The organism is Micromonospora cathayae (assembly GCF_028993575.1).
GTDB lineage: Bacteria > Actinomycetota > Actinomycetes > Mycobacteriales > Micromonosporaceae > Micromonospora > Micromonospora cathayae.
Genome location: NZ_CP118615.1, coordinates 6,948,697 through 6,970,217 on the forward strand (window position 1 = coordinate 6,948,697; position 21,521 = coordinate 6,970,217).

11 protein-coding genes, 2 tRNA genes and 1 pseudogene are annotated in these 21,521 nt (G+C 69.1%); 5 read left to right on the forward strand and 9 right to left on the reverse strand.

Going from position 1 to position 21,521, the window contains the following annotated elements; all coding sequences use genetic code 11:
• Positions 1-78: 78 nt before the first annotated feature.
• Together PVK37_RS30540 and PVK37_RS30545 are read left to right on the forward strand one after the other, a co-directional pair.
• Positions 79-558: a hypothetical protein gene (locus tag PVK37_RS30540; RefSeq protein WP_275031302.1), complete on the forward strand. Its 480-nt coding sequence runs from the start codon at positions 79-81 to the stop codon at positions 556-558.
• Positions 558-2,069: a hypothetical protein gene (locus PVK37_RS30545; protein WP_275031303.1), complete on the forward strand. Its 1,512-nt coding sequence runs from the start codon at positions 558-560 to the stop codon at positions 2,067-2,069. Before PVK37_RS30540 ends, PVK37_RS30545 begins: the two co-directional genes overlap by 1 nt.
• Positions 2,070-2,184: 115 nt before the next feature.
• On the opposite strand, the pseudogene PVK37_RS30550 reads toward PVK37_RS30545, so the two are convergent.
• The 5 genes and pseudogenes from PVK37_RS30550 to PVK37_RS30570 form a co-directional block, all read right to left on the reverse strand.
• Positions 2,185-2,959 (reverse strand): annotated as a pseudogene (locus PVK37_RS30550) (transposase family protein).
• 161 nt (positions 2,960-3,120) lie between these two features.
• A tRNA-Ile gene (locus tag PVK37_RS30555) sits at positions 3,121-3,197 on the reverse strand.
• A 114-nt stretch (positions 3,198-3,311) separates the two neighbouring features.
• Positions 3,312-4,595, reverse strand: coding sequence for an NAD(P)/FAD-dependent oxidoreductase (locus tag PVK37_RS30560; RefSeq protein ID WP_275031304.1), 1,284 nt, complete (start codon positions 4,593-4,595; stop codon positions 3,312-3,314).
• Positions 4,585-6,708: an MMPL family transporter gene (locus PVK37_RS30565; RefSeq protein WP_275031306.1), complete on the reverse strand. Its 2,124-nt coding sequence runs from the start codon at positions 6,706-6,708 to the stop codon at positions 4,585-4,587. Before PVK37_RS30565 ends, PVK37_RS30560 begins: the two co-directional genes overlap by 11 nt.
• A gap of 211 nt (positions 6,709-6,919) precedes the next feature.
• Positions 6,920-6,992: transfer RNA gene (locus PVK37_RS30570), tRNA-Asn, on the reverse strand.
• A gap of 280 nt (positions 6,993-7,272) precedes the next feature.
• On the opposite strand from PVK37_RS30570, the gene PVK37_RS30575 reads away from it, so the two are divergent.
• The 3 genes from PVK37_RS30575 to PVK37_RS30585 all read left to right on the forward strand — a co-directional run bounded on the left by PVK37_RS30575 (position 7,273) and on the right by PVK37_RS30585 (position 12,480).
• Positions 7,273-7,683 (forward strand): hypothetical protein, encoded by a 411-nt coding sequence (locus PVK37_RS30575; RefSeq protein ID WP_275031308.1) that lies wholly within the window; start codon positions 7,273-7,275, stop codon positions 7,681-7,683.
• Between the two features lie 271 nt (positions 7,684-7,954).
• The gene (locus PVK37_RS30580) at positions 7,955-11,290 is read left to right on the forward strand and encodes a ThuA domain-containing protein (RefSeq protein WP_275031309.1); all 3,336 of its coding nucleotides are present in this window, start codon (positions 7,955-7,957) and stop codon (positions 11,288-11,290) included.
• Positions 11,291-11,409: 119 nt separating this feature from the next.
• Positions 11,410-12,480 carry a sugar phosphate isomerase/epimerase family protein gene (locus tag PVK37_RS30585; protein WP_275031311.1) on the forward strand — a complete coding sequence of 357 codons (1,071 nt, stop codon included), beginning with the start codon at positions 11,410-11,412 and terminating at the stop codon, positions 12,478-12,480.
• 106 nt (positions 12,481-12,586) lie between these two features.
• On the opposite strand, the gene PVK37_RS30590 is transcribed toward PVK37_RS30585, so the two are convergent.
• From PVK37_RS30590 to PVK37_RS30605, 4 genes are all read right to left on the reverse strand, one after another.
• A complete protein-coding gene (locus PVK37_RS30590) occupies positions 12,587-13,594 on the reverse strand; it encodes a sugar phosphate isomerase/epimerase family protein (protein WP_275031312.1) in 1,008 nt (335 codons plus the stop codon).
• A 324-nt stretch (positions 13,595-13,918) separates the two neighbouring features.
• Positions 13,919-16,039, reverse strand: coding sequence for a ThuA domain-containing protein (locus PVK37_RS30595; RefSeq protein WP_275031313.1), 2,121 nt, complete (start codon positions 16,037-16,039; stop codon positions 13,919-13,921).
• 72 nt (positions 16,040-16,111) lie between these two features.
• Positions 16,112-18,964: a lectin gene (locus tag PVK37_RS30600; RefSeq protein ID WP_275031315.1), complete on the reverse strand. Its 2,853-nt coding sequence runs from the start codon at positions 18,962-18,964 to the stop codon at positions 16,112-16,114.
• Between the two features lie 375 nt (positions 18,965-19,339).
• The gene (locus PVK37_RS30605; RefSeq protein ID WP_275031317.1) at positions 19,340-21,460 is read right to left on the reverse strand and encodes a ThuA domain-containing protein; all 2,121 of its coding nucleotides are present in this window, start codon (positions 21,458-21,460) and stop codon (positions 19,340-19,342) included.
• Between the last annotated feature and the right edge of the window lie 61 nt (positions 21,461-21,521).

Genomic DNA, 21,521 nt, shown 5'->3' on the forward strand with positions numbered 1-21,521 from the left:
CAGCGGCGCACGTCCCCCCACATTGAACGTCCAAGTGCTACGGTCCTTACTCTGCATCTTCGAGATCTAGAGGTCAACTTGGACGAGATCACCGTGGTAGAAGAAGAGCTGTACGCCCACGAGTGCCGCATACGTGACCTCTACGCATCTCGTCTACGAGAGTTCCGGCCGGACGAGCGACTGCTCCAGACGGAGCACACGTACGAGGAGAGCAAGGTCCGGGGTGACATGCGGACGATCGATCGAGTCGACACGATCCGGATCTGGGAGTTCAAGATCAACGCCGGATACGAAGGGCTGGGGCAGATCCTGACCTACCTGGCACTAGCCAGGAAAGACCTTGCCTTCAAGCGGCAGGTTCGAGGGGTCCTCGCGGCCTTCCATATCCAGCCGGAGGTAGCGCTGGCCATTGAGGTCCTCAACCTAGGAATCGAAGTTGTCATGCTTCCCGAGAAGATGCGCCTTGCCGGAGCCATACCGAGGGTTCGAGAGCCATTGCTCCTACCCCAAATCCCTGAGCTTTCAGCACTCCTGCCGCCACGAGCAAAGGACGAATGATGACGATCCCCGCAATCCCGAGGACCACCCTCGTTCCAAATGAAGCAATCCCCGCAGATGAAGCTTTCGGCGGCCTTAAAATTGTTCGATACCAGAGTAATGCTGAACAACGAGCCACCTACGAGGGGTTTCGTTACGAGTTTCAACACGAGCTCGCGAAAAGGCACATGGTTCATGGTGCAATCCTCGCCCTGAAGGGCGCGTCGCCCAACTACCGGATCACCGTGATGCTCCATCCCACCCTTCGGCAGTTCATTGAGATCGTTCGGTATGATCCGGCCGCGCCACCACTAGAGGACTACGAGGCGCTTGGCATGCGATCGGCACACGAGCAAACCCAGCAGGACTTCAAGGGCGCCAAGAAGGAGAACCTTCAAAACTTCAAGCAGTACAACGTCGAGGCCATAAGAGGGGACCGGACGGCCTACCTGCCACCGGTGAGCGGATGGCAGTCCAGCGAGGTATTTGCAGACACGATTTTCGTTGCCCTCGACGAAAGCAATCCGATGGCCCTGTACGGGATTCTGTACCTTCCCAAGAAGCCAGTGATGCAGTCTGACGGGCAGACCCAGACCGCTGCGCTTTTTCAGGCCGCAGCGGCAGGAGTCGCAATCAAGGCGGGTGCTCTTGACACTTTCGGCACCACCATTGAAATCGAACTCAACGTTACGCCACTCAAGGCTGGTCAGAGCTTCGCAGACCGCAACGGACGGGGCTCGAAGAAGAACAAGAACTTGGTCGCCCTCATGGATAACTCATCGGCGCTAGCCCGACTTAGGCAGAGCGCCATCACGGGCACAATCTTCGAGGGCCGATTGGCGGACGGTCGATCGGTGGGCGCGACTGAGACAGCCACGAAGAACATCGTTGACCTATCAACGATGGACCAGATGCTGCTCAACGTCATTTCGAAAGGCTCCAAAAAGCCAGAGCAGATTAAGCACTATCACGTTGAGCATCTGCTGCCCCACTGCCGCGAGTTCCTGCTAATGCTTCAAGATGAGTTTGGGCCATATTGGCTTGACCCCACCCCAAAGGATAGCGAACCGTACCGGCGGCTCTACATACATGGATGGGCGTTTGCGCTTAAGGCAATAGCGCTCGCTTATCACGACGCTCGGCGGGACGTCATCACACCACTTGCCGCCCCGATTGGGATCGGGCTACGCGATGAGCACACTACCACCGCGGAAGCCGAAGTAGCCTATATCAAGGCGACCAAGGATGCGACCTCACCAGAGGTGGCCGTAACGTTCGACGAATTCAGAAGCCGCCTCAGCAGGATCGACTGGCTTCGTTACCGCAAACACTGGATCGACATCACCGGCTACAAGCTCAGTACGACGGGATCCAAGAAGACCAGAATAATCAAGGATGGCAGTCCTTATGGCAAGAAGATCGTCGACGGGAAGGCAGAAAACACAGCCGCTGCAATTTCCAATGTAGCTCGGAAAATCATGTCTGATCACTGGATTGACCTCACCTCCAAGGAGGACGCTCCGGCCGATTAACCTCACTGGCGCCGCGCCCTCGCTAACGCAGACGTGCCACGAGGGTGCGGCTGGCGACTCAGGCTAAAGGATGTCTCGTCACTCGGTGAAAGCCTGGCCGGTCAACGGTCGACGTTCAGCCGGCAACGATGATGTTGTGGAGATGAGCGATGCCGGATGCGGTGTCGGTCAATGTGCTGGCGGCACGCCGGTAGTCGCGCAGGATCTTGAAAGTCTTCATGCGGGCCAGGGCGTGTTCGACCTGCGCGCGGACGGTGCGGTGTTGCTTGTTCAGGTCCGCCTTCCACTCGGGTAGCTCGCTGCCGTCGGCGGGCTTGCGGTACGGGATGATCACCTCGGGTTGCCGCGGTAGGCGCCGTCGGCCATGACCGGCCGTCCGGCCAGCTTCTGGTCGATGCCGCTGGTGCGGTAGACGATGGTGTCGTTGCGGTTGCCGGGTTGCGGATCACCGAGGGCGACGACGAGGCGGGTGTGGGCATCGATGGCGACCTGCAGGTTCGTGCTGCGGTAGTTCTTGCTCGGGGCGGCCAGCCGGTGGTCCCGAGTCGGGATGAGCGTGCCGTCGACGATGGTGATCTGCTCGACCCGACGCCGACGCCCCGGCGTCAGAGCGAGCAGGGGGCCGACGGTGTCGATGACCCGATGCGCAGCGGAGTGCGACACCCCGAACAGCGGGCCGATCTGCCGCATCGTCAGGTTCGTGCGCCAGTACGCGGCCACCAGCATACCCGGTCGGCGAGATCGAGAGACCACTGCCGGCCCGGCCGACCGTCAGCGATCGCGTCACCGCCACGCTAGGCGACCAGCCAAACGAGGCGGCGGAACTGGGCGGGCTGCAGCCCAGTGAAGGGAAAGAACCACTCCGGGCGGGCTGCCGCGATCACCTGCACCCGGACATGATCCACCATGGACCGGCCACGGAGTTACGACCTGGCCGCGGACGGTGCGGTGCTGGCTGCTCAGGTCCTTCTTCCAGCCCCACGGGGACATTCGGTAGCTCGCTCGCACCACGAGCAGCACCACGGAAAGCTCGGCTAACCTGCATTCTTCCTGGTGGGGCGGGCGGGGCTCGAACCCGCGACCGAGGGATTATGAGTCCCCTGCTCTAACCGGCTGAGCTACCGCCCCCCGTACCAGCGCGGGGATATTAACCCGGTCGCGCAACCACCGGCCACCACGCACCGACGCGGCGTCGACGATCGTCGGCACGATGGGCAACGCGAGGATAACAGCCTGCACTGATCATCGACGCCCGGTGGGGGCGGCTCCGGGCGCCCGGGGACCTCCCTGACCCGCCCGCAGGTCGTGCAGCACGGCCCCGGCGGCACGCCAACCGCTGGCCAGGGCCCCCTGGATGGACGGGCTGTCCCGGTGGTCACCGGCCACGTAGAGACCGTCGCCGAGGGCGACCGGCTTGCGTAGCCGGCCCTGCGGGGGCGGGGCGGCCGGCAGGGCGTGCGGGATCGAGATCGTGGTCAGGTGTTCCCACTCGTCGGTCGGGCGGCCGTAGAGGCGGGCGGCCTCGGCGCGTACGACGGGTTCGGGCGGGGCGGACGGGCCGACCACCGAGGTGGCGACCAGGTGCCGTCCGGCGGGGGCGTACCCGGGTACGGCGTTGCTGAGCACCACCGTGTTGGCGACCAGTTCGCGGCGGTCCCCGTCGAGCAGCAGGATCGGCTCGATGAGCGGCGGCGCGGCGGCGCTGTGGTAGTACGTGGTGTAGCTGTGCATCCGTACCGGGGGCAGGGTCGGCAGCAGTTCGGCGGCGGCCGGCGGGTCGACGGCGACCAGCACGGCGCGGCAGCGCAGCTCGCCGTCGGCGGTGCGGACCCGGCCGGACGCGACCGCCGTCACCGGTGTCCGTAGGTCGATCAGGTCGGCCGGCAGCGGCGCGGCGACGGCCCGGGGCAGCGCGCCCATCCCCTCGGCGGGCAGCCCGATCCTGCCCCGAACGAACGAGCGCAGCACCATCGCCAGCACCCGGCTGGAGGTCTCCAGTTCCCGGTCGACGAGGACGCCGGAGAGGAACGGCCGCAGCAGCTCCTCGATGATGGCGTCGGAGAGACCGGCCCGGCGCAGCGCGGTCTCGCTGGTGCTCTCCGCGGCGTCCAGCAGCCGGCGCGGCGGCAGGGTGGCGCAGCCGGTGGCGAGCAGGGCGAACCGGAGCCGGTCGGTGAACGTGCCGATGCCGGCCAGGGCGGTGCCGGGGGTGCCGGCCGGCTCGCGGACCGGATGGACCAGGCGGACCAGCTCCCCGCCCCGGCGGACCAGCACGCCGGAGGTGAACCAGCCGAGGTTCAGGGTGTCCGGGTCGAGCAGGGTGCCGAGTTTCGGGTACGCGGTGTTGAGGACCTGGAAGCCCCGGTCGAGCCGGTATCCGTCGACCTCGTCGGTGGCTACCCGGCCGCCGATCCGGTCGCCGGCCTCGACCAGTCGCCAGGGTACGCCGGCGCGGTGCAGGCGGCGGGCGGCGGCCAGGCCGGCCAGGCCGCCGCCGACGATGACGACGTCGGGGTCAGCGGGCATCGGTCGGTCTCTCCTCGGGTTGGGGAGCGCGGGACAGTCGGCCCGGCCACCAGATCCGGGGGCCGAGGTCGTGGGCGAGCGCGGGGACCAGCAGCGACCGGACCACGATGGTGTCGATGAGGACGCCGACCGCGACCGCGACGCCGAGTTCCACCAGCACCACCAGCGGGAGTACGGCCAGCGCGGAGAAGGTGGCGGCGAGGACGACCCCGGCGGACGTGATGACGCCGCCGGTCACCACCAGCCCGTGCCGGACGCCGGGTCGGGTGCCCCGCCGGACCGACTCCTGCCGGACCCGGCTCATCAGGAAGATGTTGTAGTCGATGCCGAGCGCGACCAGGAAGACGAAGGCGAACAGCGGGAAGGACGCGTCGACACCGGGGAAGTCGAACAGGTACCGGAAGACCAGCGCGCACAGCCCGAGGGTGGCCGCGTACGACAGCAGCACGGTGAGGATCAGCAGCAGCGGGGCGAGCAGGGCGCGCAGCAGCAGGGCCAGGATCAGCGCGATCACCGCCAGCACCACCGGGATGATCACGTTCTGGTCGCGGGTGGCCGCGTCCGAGGTGTCCACGTTGATGGCGGTGAAGCCGCCGACCACCGCGTCGGCCCCGGGTACCCGGTGCACGGCCTCCCGCAGGTCACGGATGGTGCGTTCGGCGGCGTCGCTGTCCGGTGGGTCGGCGAGGGTGGCCTCGAGTTCGATCCGTCCGTCGACCACCCTGGGCGGGGCGGCCGGGTCGGGCGGGCCGGCGGTGTCCCCGGTGACCGGACGGACGGCGGCCACCCCGGGTACGCCCCGGGCCACCTCGGCGACCTGCTGGGCGGTCTGCTGCCGGGTGAAGATGGTGGCCGGGCTGCCGGTGCCGCCCGGGTAGTGCCGGGCGATCACCTCCTGCCCGGCGACCGAGTCGGTGCGGGTGGTGAACAGGTCGGACTGGCCGAGGGTGGTCGCGCCCAACTGGGTGAGACCGAGCGCGAGGACGGCCAGCGCGACGGCGGTGACCAGCCAGACCGGCCGGGCCCGGCGGGCCACGAAGTCGGCGATCCGGGTCCAGAGGCGGTGTTCGGTCTGCGGGTCGGCCCGGTCGGGGTGCGGTACCCGGGGCCAGAACGCCCAGCGTCCGCCGAGGACCAGCAGGGCGGGCAGGAAGGTGAGCATCACCAGCAGGGTGGCGGCGATGCCGATGGCGGCGACCGGCCCGAGGGCCCGGTTGGAGTTGAGGCTGGACAGCAGCAGGCAGAGCAGGCTGGCGATGGTGGTGCCGCCGGAGGCGACGATGGCCGGGGCGGCGCCCCGCCAGGCGGCGCGCATGGCGGCCGGGGGTCGGTCGTGCCGGTGCAGTTCCTCCCGGTACCGGGCGATCAGCAGCAGCGCGTAGTCGGTGCCGGCCCCGAAGACCAGTACGGTGAGGATGCCCTGCGCCTGCCCGTTCAGCTTGACCACGCCGGCGTCGGCGAGCAGGTACACGAAGACGGCGGCGAGGGCGAAGGACATGCCGGCGGCGAGCAGCGGGGCGATCCAGAGCACCGGGCTGCGGTAGACGATCAGCAGGATGACCAGCACCACGACCAGGGTGACCACGAGCAGGGTGCCGTCGATGGCGGTGAAGACCTCGATCAGGTCGGCGAGCAGTCCGGCCGGTCCGGCCACGTTGACGGTCAGCCCGCCGGATCCGTTGCCGGCGATGCGCCGTAGCTCGTCGACGACCTCGCTGATCCGTTCCCCCGCCGAGTCGTCGATCGGAACGACCACCTGGAGGGCCTGGCCGTCCTCGCTGGGGATGGGCGGGGGCAGCGGGCCGACCACCCCGGGCACCCGGGCGAACTCGGCCGCGTCGGCGGCGGCCTGTTGGCGGTCGGCGGCGGTGATGCCGCTGGTGCGTTCGTACACCACCAGGGCGGGGGTGGTCGGTTCCTTGACGAAGCCGGCGGCCAGGTCCTGGGCCCGGGTCGCTTCGGCGTCGGTGGGGAGGAAGGCGGCGTTGTCGTTGGTGGCGACGTCGCCGAGCTTGCCCGCGTACGGGCCGGCGACCGCGCCGACCACCAGCCAGCCGAGCACGACGGCCACCGCGACCAGCGTGGCCGTGCCGTGCCGCGGTTTCCCGGCCATCTCCCCCCGTCCGTACCGGAAGCGACGCATGAATCGACGCAGCCGGAGTCTAAGCCGACACTGGTCATCCTGCCGGGCGGTGCGGCGCCACGGGGCAAAACCGGCGGTACGGGAGCGGCGCGGGAGCGAAACCGGGGGTCGAGGCCGAGCGCCGGGCCGGGGATACGACGAAGCCCGCCGGGAGTGACCGACGGGCTGAGGAGTGGAGAAGCTCCCCCGTTTGGACTCGAACCAAAAACCTGCCGGTTAACAGCCGGCTGCTCTGCCAATTGAGCTACGGGGGATCGCGTCCCGGTGCGGATCTCTCCGCTCGGTGCGACGGGACAAGAGTACAGGACTCCGGGGGGTGTTGGTCCAGGGGGTTACCCGGCAACAGTCCAGGGGGTTACCCGGCAACTTAGAAACGCCACGAAGGCGGACAAATCGTCATCCGGGCGCAAGGAGGTATGAGCGCGGAGCAGGATGGGTAGTTAGCTGCCGACAGCGGAAGCAGGCGCGACACGACCGCCTCGGCCGGATTCCCGGCACGGGGTCGGTGGCGCGTCAGGTACGAAGGGAGCCGCCATGCGCGGAAAGATCATGTTCCTTGGCGGGCTGGCTGCGGGATTCGTCCTGGGCGCCCGTGCCGGCCGGGAGAAGTACGAGGAGCTGGTCGTACGGGGCCGCAAGGTGCTGGACCACCCGACCGTGCAGGAGGCGGCGGGCGTCGCCCAGGCTCAGGCGAACCGGCTCTACAGCGAGGGCAAGGACAAGCTCAGCCACTCGAAGCTGGGTGAGAAGCTGGCCACCGGCAACGGCGACCGGCAGCAGCTCACCTCGGCCGACGACGCGTTCGCTGGCACGCCGGCCACCGTCGGCGCGAAGACGGGGGCCACCACCGGGACCACCGCCGGCGGCACGTCGTCGGTCGGCAGCACCGGACCGGGCAGCACCAACCGCAGCAAGCCGACCGGGGCGGGGAACACCCCCGCCTGACATAACCGATCCGTAGCGGGCCGGTCACCTTCGGGTGGCCGGCCCGCTGTCGTGTGCGCGGCGACTCACCATCAGCGCTGTTCAGCCCACTTTTGTTTCAGGGAGCGAAAGTAGGAGCACTTCCAAAAAAACTCCTCCCTTCGGCTACTTCTCTTTCGGCGGTGTCACAAATATGGTCCTGCTACGAACCTGGCCAGGCTCTCAACCCGCTAACCACCCTCCTCAGCCCGTCCCCGGCTGAGGCGGACCCGCCTCCCCAGAGCGAGGTTCGATGCGCAGACCGATCGGCCGCAGGGCCGCCACCCACCTCAGCCTTCTCGCCCTCGTCGGGGCGAGCCTGGTGGCGACGACGCCACCACAACCGGCTCCGGCACTCGCTGCCGCCACCACCACCCCCGCCTCCCCCAACGGCATCCAGTACAAGGTCCTCGTCTTCACCAAGTCCTCCGGCGGCAACCACGCCGCCACCGCCGCCGGCGTGCAGGCCGTGCGGCAGCTCGGCAAGGACCGGCGGTTCACCGTCGAGGTCACCGACGACGCCCGCAAGTTCGACGAGGCGCACCTCAAGCAGTTCCGCGCGGTGGTCTTCCTGAACACCGCCGGTGACGTCCTCAACGACACCCAGCAGGCCGCCTTCGAGCAGTACTACCGTGAGGGCGGTGGCTTCGTCGGCGTGCACTCGGCCATCGAGGCCGAACCCGAGTGGTCCTTCCTGACCGACGTCCTCGGTACCCGCGCCACCGGGGCCGCCGAGGTCAGCCCGGCCACCATCACCGTCGCCGACCGGGTGCACCCGGCCTCGGAGGCCCTGCCGGAGCGCTGGCAGCACACCGACCGGTGGTACAACTTCGCGACCAACGTCCGTGGCGTCTCGCACGTGCTCGCCACGGTGGACGAGAAGACGTACACCGGTGGCACCATGGGCTTCGACCACCCGGTCACCTGGTGCAAGGACTACCAGGGCGGCCGGTCCTTCTACACCGGGCTGGGCGCCACCGCGCAGAGCTTCCGCAGCGTGGACACCCAGGCCCACCTGGGCGGGGCGATCCAGTGGGCCGCCGGGGTGACCGACGGCGACTGCGGCGCGACCGTGTGGGCGAACTACCAGATGACCGTGGTCGGGGCGCAGCCCAACGTCAACGAGCCGATCGGGTTCGACGTGCTCCCGGACGGCCGGGTGATCCAGACCGACCGGCGCGGCGGCGTCCGCCTGCACGACGCGACGACCAACGAGACCACCGTGTTGGCCCAGATCCCGGTCTACACCCACAGCGAAGACGGGATGTACGGCCCGGCGATCGACAACGACTTCGCCAACAACAAGTGGGTCTACCTGTACTACGCCCCACCGCTGGACACCCCCACCGGCGCGGCGCCGGTCACCAGCACCGACCCGAACGCGTGGGAACAGTGGAAGGGCTACTTCCAGCTCTCCCGGTTCAAGTTCGTCGACGGGCCGAACCCGTCGCTGGACGTGAGCACCGAGCAGAAGATCATGCAGGTCCCGGTGGACCGGGGCGCCTGCTGCCACGTGGCCGGTGACATCGCCTTCGACTCGAAGAACAACCTCTGGCTGGTCACCGGCGACGACACCCCGTCCGGGGCGGGCGGCTCGGGCGGCTTCTCCCCGCACAACGACTCGGTCAGCGCCACCGGCGTCTACCAGCCGCCGTTCGCGGACGCCCGGCGTACCTCGTCGAACACCAACGACCTGCGGGGCAAGATCCTGCGGATCAGCGTCCAGCCGGACGGCAGCTACACCATCCCCTCCGGGAACATGTTCCCGGAGGCGCAGGACCCGGGTGACAAGACCCGCCCGGAAATCTACGCGATGGGCCTGCGGAACCCGTTCCGGATCACCCTCGACAAGAACGACGTCGCGTACATCACCGACTACTCCCCCGACTCCTCCACCGCCGCTGTCGGGCGGGGGCCGGCGGGCACCGGTCGGATGATGGTGGTCGACGCGCCGGCGAACTACGGCTGGCCGCTGTGTGTGCAGCCGAACCTGCCGTACATCGAAATGAACTGGACCACCAGCCCGATCTCGCCGGTCGCGCCGTTCGACTGCGCGGCACCGAAGAACACCTCGCGGCACAACACCGGTCTGACCGCCCTGCCGGCGGTGAAGAAGTCGGAGCTGTGGTACTCGTTCCAGGCGCCCACGCCGTGCCCGGAGTCGTACCTGTCGACGCCGACGCAGACCTGTCCGGTGCTCTTCCCGGAGCTGGGCACCGGCGGGGTCGGCCCGCACGGCGCGGCGAAGTACGACTACGACCCGAACCTGGCGTCGGAGACCAAGTTCCCCGAGTACTTCGACCAGTCGATCATCTTCGGCGAGTTCACCCGGGACACCCTGAAGGAGGTCCGGCTCGACGCCAACGGTGACATCCTGAAGATCAACAACCTGTTGAACTGCGGGCCGGCGCCCGCGACCCCGGCCCGGCCGTTCCTCTGCGACAACCCGATGGACATGCGCTGGGGCGCGGACGGCAACCTCTACCTGCTGACCTACGGCGACGGCTTCTTCAACATCAACCCCGACGCGGCGATGCTGAAGTTCAGCTACGTCAAGGGTCTGCGCGCCCCCAACGCGGTGCTCAACGCCACCCCGACCAACGGACGCGCGCCGCTGACCGTCGCCTTCTCCAGCGAAGGGTCGAACGACCCCGACCCGGCCGACTCGATCTCGTTCGCCTGGGACTTCGACGGCAACGGCACCACCGACTCGATCGACCCGAACCCGTCGTTCACCTACACCACCAACGGCGTCTACACGGCGCGGTTGACGGTGACCGACTCCAGCGGGAAGTCCTCGTCGGCCAACACCACCATCACCGTCGGCAACACCGCGCCGACCGTCACCGTCACCACCCCCGTCGAGGGCGGCTTCTTCGAGTGGGGCGACAACATCCCGTTCACCGTCACCGTCACCGACCCGGAGGACGGGCCGGTCGACTGCTCCAAGGTCGAGGTCACCTTCGTCCTCGGGCACGACGAGCACGGCCACGGCGGGGCCAACACCTTCGGATGCTCCGGCGTGCTGCCGACCGACCCGGACGACGCCTCACACGGCGGCTACATCTTCGGGGTCATCAGCGCGTCGTACACCGACAAGGGCGCCAACGGTCAGCCCGCGTTGACCACCGTGGACCAGCAGATCATCCAGGCCAAGTTGCAGCAGGTCGAGTTCGCCCGGGAGCAGTCCGGCACCACCGTCGGCAACACCGGTGACGTCGGCGGCGGGCAGCAGCGCGGCAGCCTCGACCCGGGTGACTGGATCGCCATTAACGGCACCGTGAACCTGACGAACATGCAGTCGGTCACGCTGCGTACCTCCGGCGGCAGCGCCGCCACCGCCGGTCAGCCCCGGTTCGGCGTCGAGTTCCGGCTCGACTCCCCCACCGGCCCGCTGCTGACCACCGCCACGGTCAACGCGACCACCGGCAACACCGCCTTCACCAGCACCACCGTCCCGTTCACCGACCCGGGTGGCAGCCGCCGGCTCTACCTGGTCTTCACCACCGTCCCCGGTGGTCCGACCAGCGGTTTCGGCAACCTCAACTGGGTCCAGTTCACCGGCCAGGGCATCGGCGTCACGCCCTGACCTCCGACCGGGGGTGGGATCGACTGCGGCGGTCCCACCCCCGGCAACCACCACCAACCGGCAGGCCCACCACGTCCGTCCGGGCCGCCACCACCCCATCAAGGAAGGCAGCACCTGACATGAGCGACAACCAGCAGGGCATGAGCCGCCGTCGGCTGCTCGGCACCGCCGCCGGTGTGGCCGGCGCGGCGGCCCTCGGCGCCACCGGGATCTCCGGCACCGCCAGCGCCGCCAACGGCGTCCTGGTCCCGCCCGGCAAGCGCGGCATCATCCTCTACAGCGTCCGGGACCGGATCTCCGCCGTCCCGGACGACAGCGGCGTCCCGTACGGCTTCGAGCGGGTGCTGGGCCGGCTGGCCGAGATCGGCTACAAGGAGATCGAGTTCGCCGGCTACAACCAGAACACCTCGATCCTGGGCCGGCAGATCACCGCCGCCGAGATCCGCAAGATCCTGGACGACAACGGGCTGCGGGCCAACGGCAGCCACGCCTCCGTCCCGAGCACCATCACCCCGACCACCCTCGCCGCGTTCGAGGCGCAGCTCGACATCGCCGCGACCCTCGGGATGAACTACATCGGCACCGGCTCGGACCCGACCAACAGCAACTACAAGGCCGACTGGGACGCCGCCGCCGAGCGGTGGAACATCCTGGGCGAGCTGGCCGCCAGCCGCGGCCTCAAGCTCTACACCCACAACCACGACGCCGCGTACAACTTCCTGCTGGACAGCGGCCCGCTGGACGCCCTGGGTCGGCCGACCCGCTCGTCCGGCATCCGGAAGCTGGAGTACTTCTTCGAGCAGACCAACCCGGAGCACGTCTTCTTCGAGCTGGACATCTACTGGGCGCACGTGGCCCAGCACCGGTGGCACACCTACACCGACCCGGACGGTGTGGCCCAGACCAACATCTTCGACCCGCTGGCCATGGTGCGGGCCCGGACCATGCGGTTCCCGCTGTTCCACGCCAAGGACGGCAAGCGCAACCCCAACGTCACCAACGGGTACGAGTTCGCGCCGCTCGGCCAGGGTGACATCGACTACGGCAACTTCTTCGCCAACATGGGCGCGAAGGGATACCACAACCCGATGTGGGAGCAGGACAACGCGCCGGGCGGCACCGCCGACCCGGGCCGGTCGCTGCGCTACGCCGAGATCAGCTACCAGCACATGTCGAAGCTGCGCGGCTGAGAACCGAACGGCCCGGGGCCGGGTCCGGATGATTCCGGACCCGGCCCCGGCCGGTTGTGCGGCGGGGCCGTTCCGGTACGCCCGGACCCAGCCCCGCCGAGCGTTCTCAGTCCTTGCTGCTGAACGCGGCGTCGAAGGCCGCCGACGGGGCGTCGAAGGCGAGCCGGCGGACGAACTGGAGCGCCTCGGGCGCGCCGACCAGCCGGTCCATTCCGGCGTCCTCCCACTCGATCGAGATCGGCCCGTCGTAGCCGATCGCGTTCAACGCCCGGAAGCAGTCCTCCCACGGCACGTCACCGTGGCCGGTGGAGACGAAGTCCCAGCCGCGCCGCAGGTCCGCCCAGGGCAGGTGGGACGCGAGCCGGCCCCGCCGCCCGTCACCGGTACGCACCTTCGCGTCCTTGCAGTCGACGTGGTAGATCCGGTCGGCGAAGTCGAAGATGAAGTTCACCGGGTCCAGCTCCTGCCAGACGAAGTGCGACGGGTCCCAGTTCAGGCCGAACGCCGGCCGGTGCCCGATCGCCTCCAGGGTCCGCTTGGTGGTCCAGTAGTCGTAGGCGATCTCACTGGGGTGTACCTCGTGGGCGAAGCGCACACCCACCTCGTCGAAGACGTCGAGGATCGGGTTCCACCGGTCGGCGAAGTCCTGGTAGCCGCGCTCGATCATGGCCGGCGGCACCGGCGGGAACATCGCCAGGGTGTGCCAGATCGACGAGCCGGTGAACCCGACGACGGTGTTCACGCCGAGCTTCGCGGCGGCCCGCGCGGTGTCCTTGATCTCCTCGGCGGCCCGCTGGCGGACCCCCTCGGGCTCCCCGTCGCCCCAGATCCGGGCCGGCAGGATGTCCTGGTGGCGCTCGTCGATCGGGTGGTCGCAGACCGCCTGGCCGACCAGGTGGTTGGAGATCGTGAAGACCTGGAGGTTGTACTTGGCCAGCGTCTCCTTCTTGCGCTCGACGTACGAGTCGTCGGCGAGCGCCTTGTCGACCTCGAAGTGGTCGCCCCAGCAGGCGATCTCCAGCCCGTCGTAGCCCCACTCCGAGGCCAGCCGGCAGACCTCCTCGAACGGCAGATCGGCCCACTGGCCGGTGAAGAGCGTGATCGGTCGCGCCATGGTCCTTCTTCTCCCCTGATCTGGACGGGGGATTCCGGTGGGTGCGGGACCGGGGCGAGGGTGACCGGCCCCGGGACACGGGGCCAGGCCGCTGCGGTGGGCCGGCGGGCGCGTACGCACCTGGAACCCAGCGGGTTGCGCCTCCCGCCGGGTCACCGGCCGCCGACGACGGCTGCCGCTGCCCACTCTAGGACCGTCGCCGCCGCGGGGGAAGGCCCGATCCGGGGACTCTCCCGCCGGGCCGGGCGACGCGGCCGTCATGACGGCCGGAGCCCCCGCTGCCGGTCCGGGCCGGCAGCGGGGGCTCCGTCTTCACCTACCGGGTCAGGGCAGGGTCCACTTCTGGTTCGCGCCGCCGTGGCAGGACCACAGGTGGACCGCCTGACCGTCGGTGGCGCTGTTGTTGGAGACGTCCAGGCACTTGCCGGTCGCCGGGTTACGCAGCGAGCCGTCCGCCTGGGCGGACCAGTTCTGCGGGCCGCCGCCGCTGCAGGTCCAGAGCTGGATCTTCGTGCCGTCGGCCGACGCGCCGGCGTTGACGTCCAGGCACTTGTTCAGCGCCTTGATCGGGCCGTTCGGCGTCACCGTCCACTGCTGGCCGGTCGCACCGTTGCAGGTGAAGATCTGGATCTGCGTGCCGTCCGTCGACGAGCCGTTCCGCACGTCCAGGCACTTGCCGCCCAGCCCGACGATCCGTCCCCCGGTGCCGGGGTCGGGGTTGGTGCCGGAGCGGACGAGGGTGAACTCGTCGATGTCGAACAGGCTGCCGCCGGAGCCGGTGAACGTCAGGTACAGGTTCTGGCTGCCGGACGGGACCCCGGACAGGTTGGCGGTGACCGTGGTGAAGCTGTCCCAGCTGCCGGTGACGGGCACCGCGACCTGGCCGAGCACGGTGCCGGTGGGCGAGCCGGTACGGACCTGGATGGTGCCGCCGGCCCCGGCGGAGGCGGTCCGGGCGCGCAGCGCGGTGACCCCGGTCAGGTTGACCGACTGGTACGCGGTCCAGTCGCCCGGATCGATGTAGCCGACGGCCTGTCCGCCGTTGGCGGAGGACTTGGAGACCTTGGTGACCCCGCTGGCCGAGGTGTACGCCTCGGCCTGGACGACGGTGTTGCCGCCCGGCGGCGGGGTGGTGCCCAGTTCCTTGATCCGGATGTTGCGGAACGAGACGTCGTCACCGGTGCCGTGGTTCTGGATGCCGATGTGGCCGGCCAGCCCTCGGGCCGGGTCGGTGTTGGTGAAGTCGTTGATCTTCGTACCGTTGAGGAAGACCTGGAGGCGTTCCCCCTCGACCAGCAGTTCGTAGCTGTTCCACTCGCCCGGTGGGTTCAGTGCGGCGTCCCGGGCGGCGATGTCGGCGGACTTCACCCCGTAGATCGCGCCGGTGGTCCGGTCGGCCGCGTCGGTGGCGTCGATCTGGACCTCGTAGCCGCTCGCCAGGGCCCCGTCCGGGCTGCTGCCGGCCGGGAAGCCGAGGACCACGCCGGAGTTGTCGTCGCCGGGCATCCGCCAGTCCAGCTTCAGCGAGTAGCTGGCGAACTCCTTGGCGCTGTACCAGAGCATTCCCATGCCACCCACGGAGGTGAGGGTGGCGTCGCTGTTGGTGAAGCTGCCCGGCCCGGCCTGGGTCCAGCCGGTGGTGGAGCCGTTGTAGAGGGCGGTGTAGCCGGTCTCCGGACGGCAGTCCGCCTTGGCCCGACCGGACGCGTACCGGATGCCGCCGAGCAGGTGCGACCGGAACGCCGCCTCCGAGTACGACGCCTGGGTGTGGCCCAGGCCGGTGTAGAACGACCGACCGGAGTTGACCGTCTTGCACCAGGAGATCGGATGGTCACCACCCATCGACCCGCCCGAGTACGACGACTCGTCCAGGGCGGCGAGGACCCGGGCCGAGGACCGGGGGTTGGCCCGGAAGTTGTACCACTCGTCGGTGCGGGTCCAGTTGGACGACAGGTGGCCGGTGGCCGGGTGGGCCCGGTTCTCGACCTTGATGGTGGCCTGCTGGATGGCCGGGTGGGAGGAGAAGTAGCCGCCCACCAGGTTGCCGTAGTAGGACCAGTCGTACTCGGTGTCGGACGCCGAGTGGACGCCGACGTAGCCGCCGCCGCCGTTGACGTACGACTCGAAGGCGGTCTGCTGGCTGGCGTCCAGGACGTCACCGGTGGTGTTGAGGAAGATCACCGCCTCGTACTGGGCCAGGTTCGCCGTGGTGAACCGGGACGCGTCCTCGGTCGCGGTGACGGTGAAGTTGTTCGCCGTGCCGAGTTCCCGGATCGCCTGGATGCCCACGGCGATCGAATCGTGCCGGAACCCGGCGGTCTTCGAGAACACCAGCACGTCGTACGGAGCGTCCGCCGCACTGGCCGGGGTGGCAGGGGTGGTGCAGGCGAGCACCGCGGCGGCGGCGGTGACCGCGCCGAGGGCGGATCGGAGGAGTCTGCGCATGTCGCTCTCCCAACGGAGGGTCAGGCGGGGTCCTCACCGGTGATTATCCGGCAGGGACCCCGTCCTTGCTGGTTACGGCAGGGTCCACTTCTGGTTGGCGCCACCGTGGCAGGTCCACAGGTGGACCGCCTGACCGTCGGTGGCGCTGTTGTTGGAGACGTCCAGGCACTTGCCGGTCGCCGCGTTGCGCAGCGAGCCGTCCGCCTGCGCGGACCAGTTCTGGTTCCCGCCGCCGTTGCAGCTCCAGATCTGGATCTTCGTACCGTCGGCCGACGCGCCGGCGTTGACGTCCAGGCACTTGCCCAGCGCCTTGATCGGGCCGTTCGGCGTCACCGTCCACTGCTGCCCGGCGGCACCGTTGCAGGTGAAGATCTGCACCTGGGTGCCGTCCGTCGACGAGCCGTTCCGCACGTCCAGGCACTTGCCGCCCAGCCCGACGATCTGCCCGCCGGGGGCCGGGTTGGTGGTGCCGGTGTTGAGCGTGAAGGTGTCGACGTCGTACAGGAAGCCGGTGCCGCTGCCGGCGAACGTCAGGTACAGGGTGGTGGTGCCGGACGGCGGGCCGGCGACGGTCCCGGTGACGTTGGTGAAGGTCTCCCAACCGCCGGTCACCGGCACGGTCGCCGAGCCGAGCACGGTGCCGGTGGGCGACCCCGCCCGGACCTGGATGGTGCCGCCGGCCCCGGCCGAGGAGACCCGGGCGCTGAACGAGGTGACGTTGGCCAGCCGGTACGGCTCGAACGCGATCCAGTCCCCGTTGTTGATGTCACCGACGGTCATGCCGCCCTCGGCGGCGGTCTTGCTGTACGTCAGCACCCCGGAGGAGGTCTTGTAGTGCTCCGCCTGCCGCTTGCGCGGCTGGAGGATGTGCTGCTTGTGGGTGGTCAGCCCACCGGCGTCGGTGTACTCGGCGTCGAAGATGCCGAAGACGTTCGCCGCGTCGTCGTGCTCGCCGTCGACCGGGATGGTCACCGAGCCGGAGCAGCCGGTGTGCGAGCTGATCGCGTGGCCGTGCTGGTCGTGGCCCAGCACGTAGGTCAGCTTGACCTTGGTGCAGTCGATGGTGCCGTCCTCCGGGTCGGTGACGGTGATGCTGAACGGCACCGTCTCCCCGTACGAGAACAGGGTGCCGTTGACCGGGCCGTTGATGGTGACCGTGGGGGCGGTGTTGCCGACGCCGATCTGCACGCTGGCGGTGCCGGTCGCGCCCTGCGGGTCACGGACGGTCAGGGTGACGTTGTAGGTGCCGTTGGCGGTGAACGTCTTGCTCGGGTTCGCCGCCGTCGAGGTGGTGCCGTCGCCGAACGCCCACGAGTAGCTGAGCGCCCCGCCCTCCGGGTCCGACGACCCGGCCGACGAGAAGTTCACCGTCAACGGGGCCTGCCCGGACGTCCGGTCGGCGGTCGCCACCGCGGTCGGCGCGCGGTTGTTGCCGCTGCCGACGTAGTCGTACCGGTACAGCGCCGAGTTGGCGTCACCGCTGTAGTAGCCGGTGCCGTAGTCGAGGACGTACAGCGCGCCGTCCGGGCCGAACGCCTGGTCCATGACCTGCTTGCCGTTCCACGGGAACGACGAGTCGATGGTGCCCCGGGAGCCGTCGGCGTTGACGTGGATCGGCTTGATCCAGCCCCGGCCGAACTCGCCGGCGAAGAACTGCCCGTCGAACGACTGCGGCCACTTGGTGGTGGAGGGGTTGTTCGCGTCGTACCGGTAGACCGGTCCGGCGGACGGGGACTCGGAGCCGCCGCCGAACTCGGGCGGGCTGCCGGAGTCGCCGGCGTACTTGATCCAGGACGACTTGGCGGCCGCCAGGGTGGTCAGGCCGCTGTTGCGGAACGAGTTGTTGGTGGGGCCGCCGGTGCAGTTGTACTTCGCGCCGGCGGTGTTGTTGCCGAAGTCCCACTCCGCGTACGTCTCGGTGCTGGTGTTGGTGCCGGTGCAGTACGGCCAGCCGTAGTTGCCCGGACCGGTCACCCGGTTGAACTCCACCTGCCCGCTCGGCCCACGGTTGCTGGTGGTGCCGGCGTCCGGGCCGTAGTCACCGACGTAGACCACCCCGGTGGCCTTGTCCACGCTCATCCGGAACGGGTTACGGAACCCCATCGCGTAGATCTCCGGACGGGTCCGCGCGGTACCCGGCGCGAACATGTTCCCCGCCGGGATGGAGTAGCTTCCGTCCGCGTTCACCTTGATCCGCAGGATCTTGCCCCGCAGATCGTTGGTGTTCCCGGCGCTACGCTGCGCGTCGTACGCCGGGTTGCGGTTGGTCCGCTCGTCCAGCGGGGAGTACCCGGCGGACTCGAACGGGTTGGTGTCGTCACCGGTCGACAGGTACAGGTTCCCGGCCGCGTCGAAGTCGATGTCCCCACCGGCGTGGCAGCAGATACCCCGGTCGGCGGCCACGTCCAGAATGTTCACCTGGCTGGACGTGTTGAGCGTCCAGTTGGCGTTGAGGGTGAACCGGGACAACCGGTTCACGCCCTGCCAGGCGGAGAAGTCGGTCCCGGTGCTCGGGGCGTTGCCACCCGGGGTGTTCAGTGGCGGGGCGTAGTACAGGTAGATGTGCCGGTTGGTGGCGAAGTTCGGGTCGACCCCGACGCCCTGCAGACCGTCTTCGTCGTGGGTGTAGACGGGGATGGTGCCGACCACGGTGGTGGTGCCGGCCGCGTCGGTGCGACGCAGCGTGCCGTTGCGGGCGGTGTGCAGCACCGACCGGTCCGGCAGCACCGCCATCGTCATCGGCTCGCCCATCTCGGCGACGCCCTTGGCCAGGGTGACCTGCTGGAAGTCGCTGGCGTTGATCGGGTGGGCGGCGGCGGGGGAACCACCGGCCGCGAGGGTGACCAGGCCGGCCGTGGCCACCAGGAGCAGCGCGGAGCCGGCCGACGATAGTCGTCGGCCGAGCCTGCTGTCGGATCTGGACATGGTGAGGGGTCCGTCCCTTCCTGACTGCTGAATGCCAGGCAGGGCGCGCCGTCGCGCCGGGTGCCGTAGCTGGGGGTTGCGGGGGTGCCGCAGCTCCGTCCCGGCCGACCGTGCCCATGGACCCACGGCGACACACGCTCGCGGGTCACCCTGTCGGTGGTGATCCGCGCCCTCGGTTCACCTCAACGAAACATCGCCGTGACGATGAAACATTAAACCGAATCGATTCGACTGTCTACATCTTCCCGACCCGGCACCCTAACTTCCGTCCACATTGCGCAAAGTTGACCCTTCCGTTACCGCAACGGCGCGACCGCTGCCCGGAGGCGGGCCCCGGCCGTCTCCGGGGAGATCGACCGGGGCCCGCCCGACGGACTACGGCAGGGTCCACTTCTGGTTGGCGGCCGACAGACAGGTCCACAGGTGGACCGCCTGACCGTCGGTGGCGCTGTTGTTCGACACGTCCAGACACTTGCCCGACTGCGGGTTCCGCAGCGTGCCGTCCGCCTGCGCCGACCAGTTCTGCGCCCCGCTGCCGTTACACGTCCACAGCTGGATCTTCGTACCGTCGGCCGAACCACCACCCGACACGTCCAGGCACTTGCCCAGCGCCTTCACCGTGCTGTTCGGCGTCACCGACCAGGTCTGCGCGGCCGAACCGTTGCAGGTCCAGATCTGGATCTGGGTACCGTCGGCGGTCGCCGCGTTCCGCACGTCCAGGCACTTGCCGGCCAGCCCCACGATCGGGCCGGTGCCCGGGGTACCGGGGGTGCCGCCGCCCCGGACCAGGGTGAAGTCGTCCACGTCGAACAGGCCGGTCCCGGAACCGGTGAAGGTCAGGTGCACGGTCTGCGTACCGGTGGGCACCCCGGTCAGGGTGGTGCTGACGTCGGCGTACGTGGTCCAGCTTCCGGTGTTGGGCACCGCCACCTGGCCGAGCAACGGGCCGGTGGGCGAACCGGTACGGATGCCGATGGTGCCGCCCGCCCCACCCGAGACCACCCGGGCCCGGAACGAGGTGACCCCGGTCAGGTCCAGGCCCTGGTACGCGGCCCAGTCGCCCGGGTCGACGTACCCGAGGGTCTGCCCGCCGTTGGCTCCCGCCTTGGTGAACGGGGTGACCCCGCTGGCCGAGCTGAACGCCTCGGCCTGCACGGTGGTGTTGCCGCCCGGCGGCGGGGTACCGCCCAACTCTTTGATCCGGACGTTGCGGAACGACACGTCGTCGCCCGTACCGTGGTTCTGGAGCCCGATGTGGCCGGCGAGCGAGCGGGCCGGGTCGGTGTTGGTGAAGTCGTTGATCTTCCGCCCGTTGAGGAAGACCTGGAGCCGTTCCCCCTCGACCAGCAGCTCGTAGCTGTTCCACTCCCCCGGCGGGTTCAGCGCGGCGTCCCGGGCGGCGAGGTCGGCGGACTTGAAGGTGTAGACCGCGCCGGTGGTCCGGTCCGCCGCGTCGGTGGCGTCGATCTGGATCTCGTACCCGTTGTTCACCGCCGACCAGGGGTCGGTCGACGGCGGGAAGCCGATGAAGACGCCCGAGTTGTCGTCGCCGGGCATCCGCCAGTCCAGCTTCAGCGAGTAGTTGGTGAACTGCTTGGCGCTGTACCAGTACAGGCCCATGCCGCCGACCGAGGTGAGGGTGGCGTCGGCGTTGGTGAAGCTGCCCGGCCCGGCCTGCGACCAGCCGGTGGTGGAGCCGTTGTAGAGGGCGGTGTAGCCGGTCTCCGGACGGCAGTCCGCCTTGGCCCGACCGGACGCGTACCGGATGCCGCCGAGCAGGTGCGACCGGAACGCCGCCTCCGAGTACGACGCCTGGGTGTGCCCCAGCCCGGTGTAGAACGACCGCCCGGAGTTCACCGTCTTGCACCAGGAGATCGGATGGTCACCACCCATCGACCCGCCCGAGTACGACGACTCGTCCAGGGTGGCCAGGACCCGCGCGCCCGAACGCGGATTGGTCTGGTAGTTGTACCACTCGTCGGTGCGGGTCCAGGTCTGCGGCAGGTGCCCGGTGGCCGGGTGCGCCCGGTTCTCGACCTTGATGTTCGCCTGCTGGATGGCCGGATGCGAGGCGAAGTACCCACCGACCAGGCTGCCGTAGTACGACCAGCCGTACTCGGTGTCGGCGGCGGAGTGCACGCCCACGTAGCCGCCGCCGCCGTTGACGTACGACTCGAAGGCGGTCTGCTGGCTGGCGTCCAGGACGTCACCGGTGGTGTTGAGGAAGATCACCGCCTCGTACTGGGCCAGGTTCGCCGTGGTGAACCGGCTGGCGTCCTCGGTCGCGGTGACGGTGAAGTTGTTCGCCGTGCCGAGTTCCCGGATCGCCTGGATGCCCACGGCGATCGAGTCGTGCCGGAACCCGGCGGTCTTCGAGAACACCAGCACGTCGTACGGGGCATCCGCCGCACTGGCCGGAGTAGCGGACGTGGTAGCGGCGAGCACCGCGGCGGCGGCGGTCACCACGCCGAGGGCGGATCGAAGGAGTCTGCGCATGTCACTCTCCCGAACGGGGGTGGGGGTGGTCGCCGGGGGCCCCTGCGAACAGGTGCCCCCG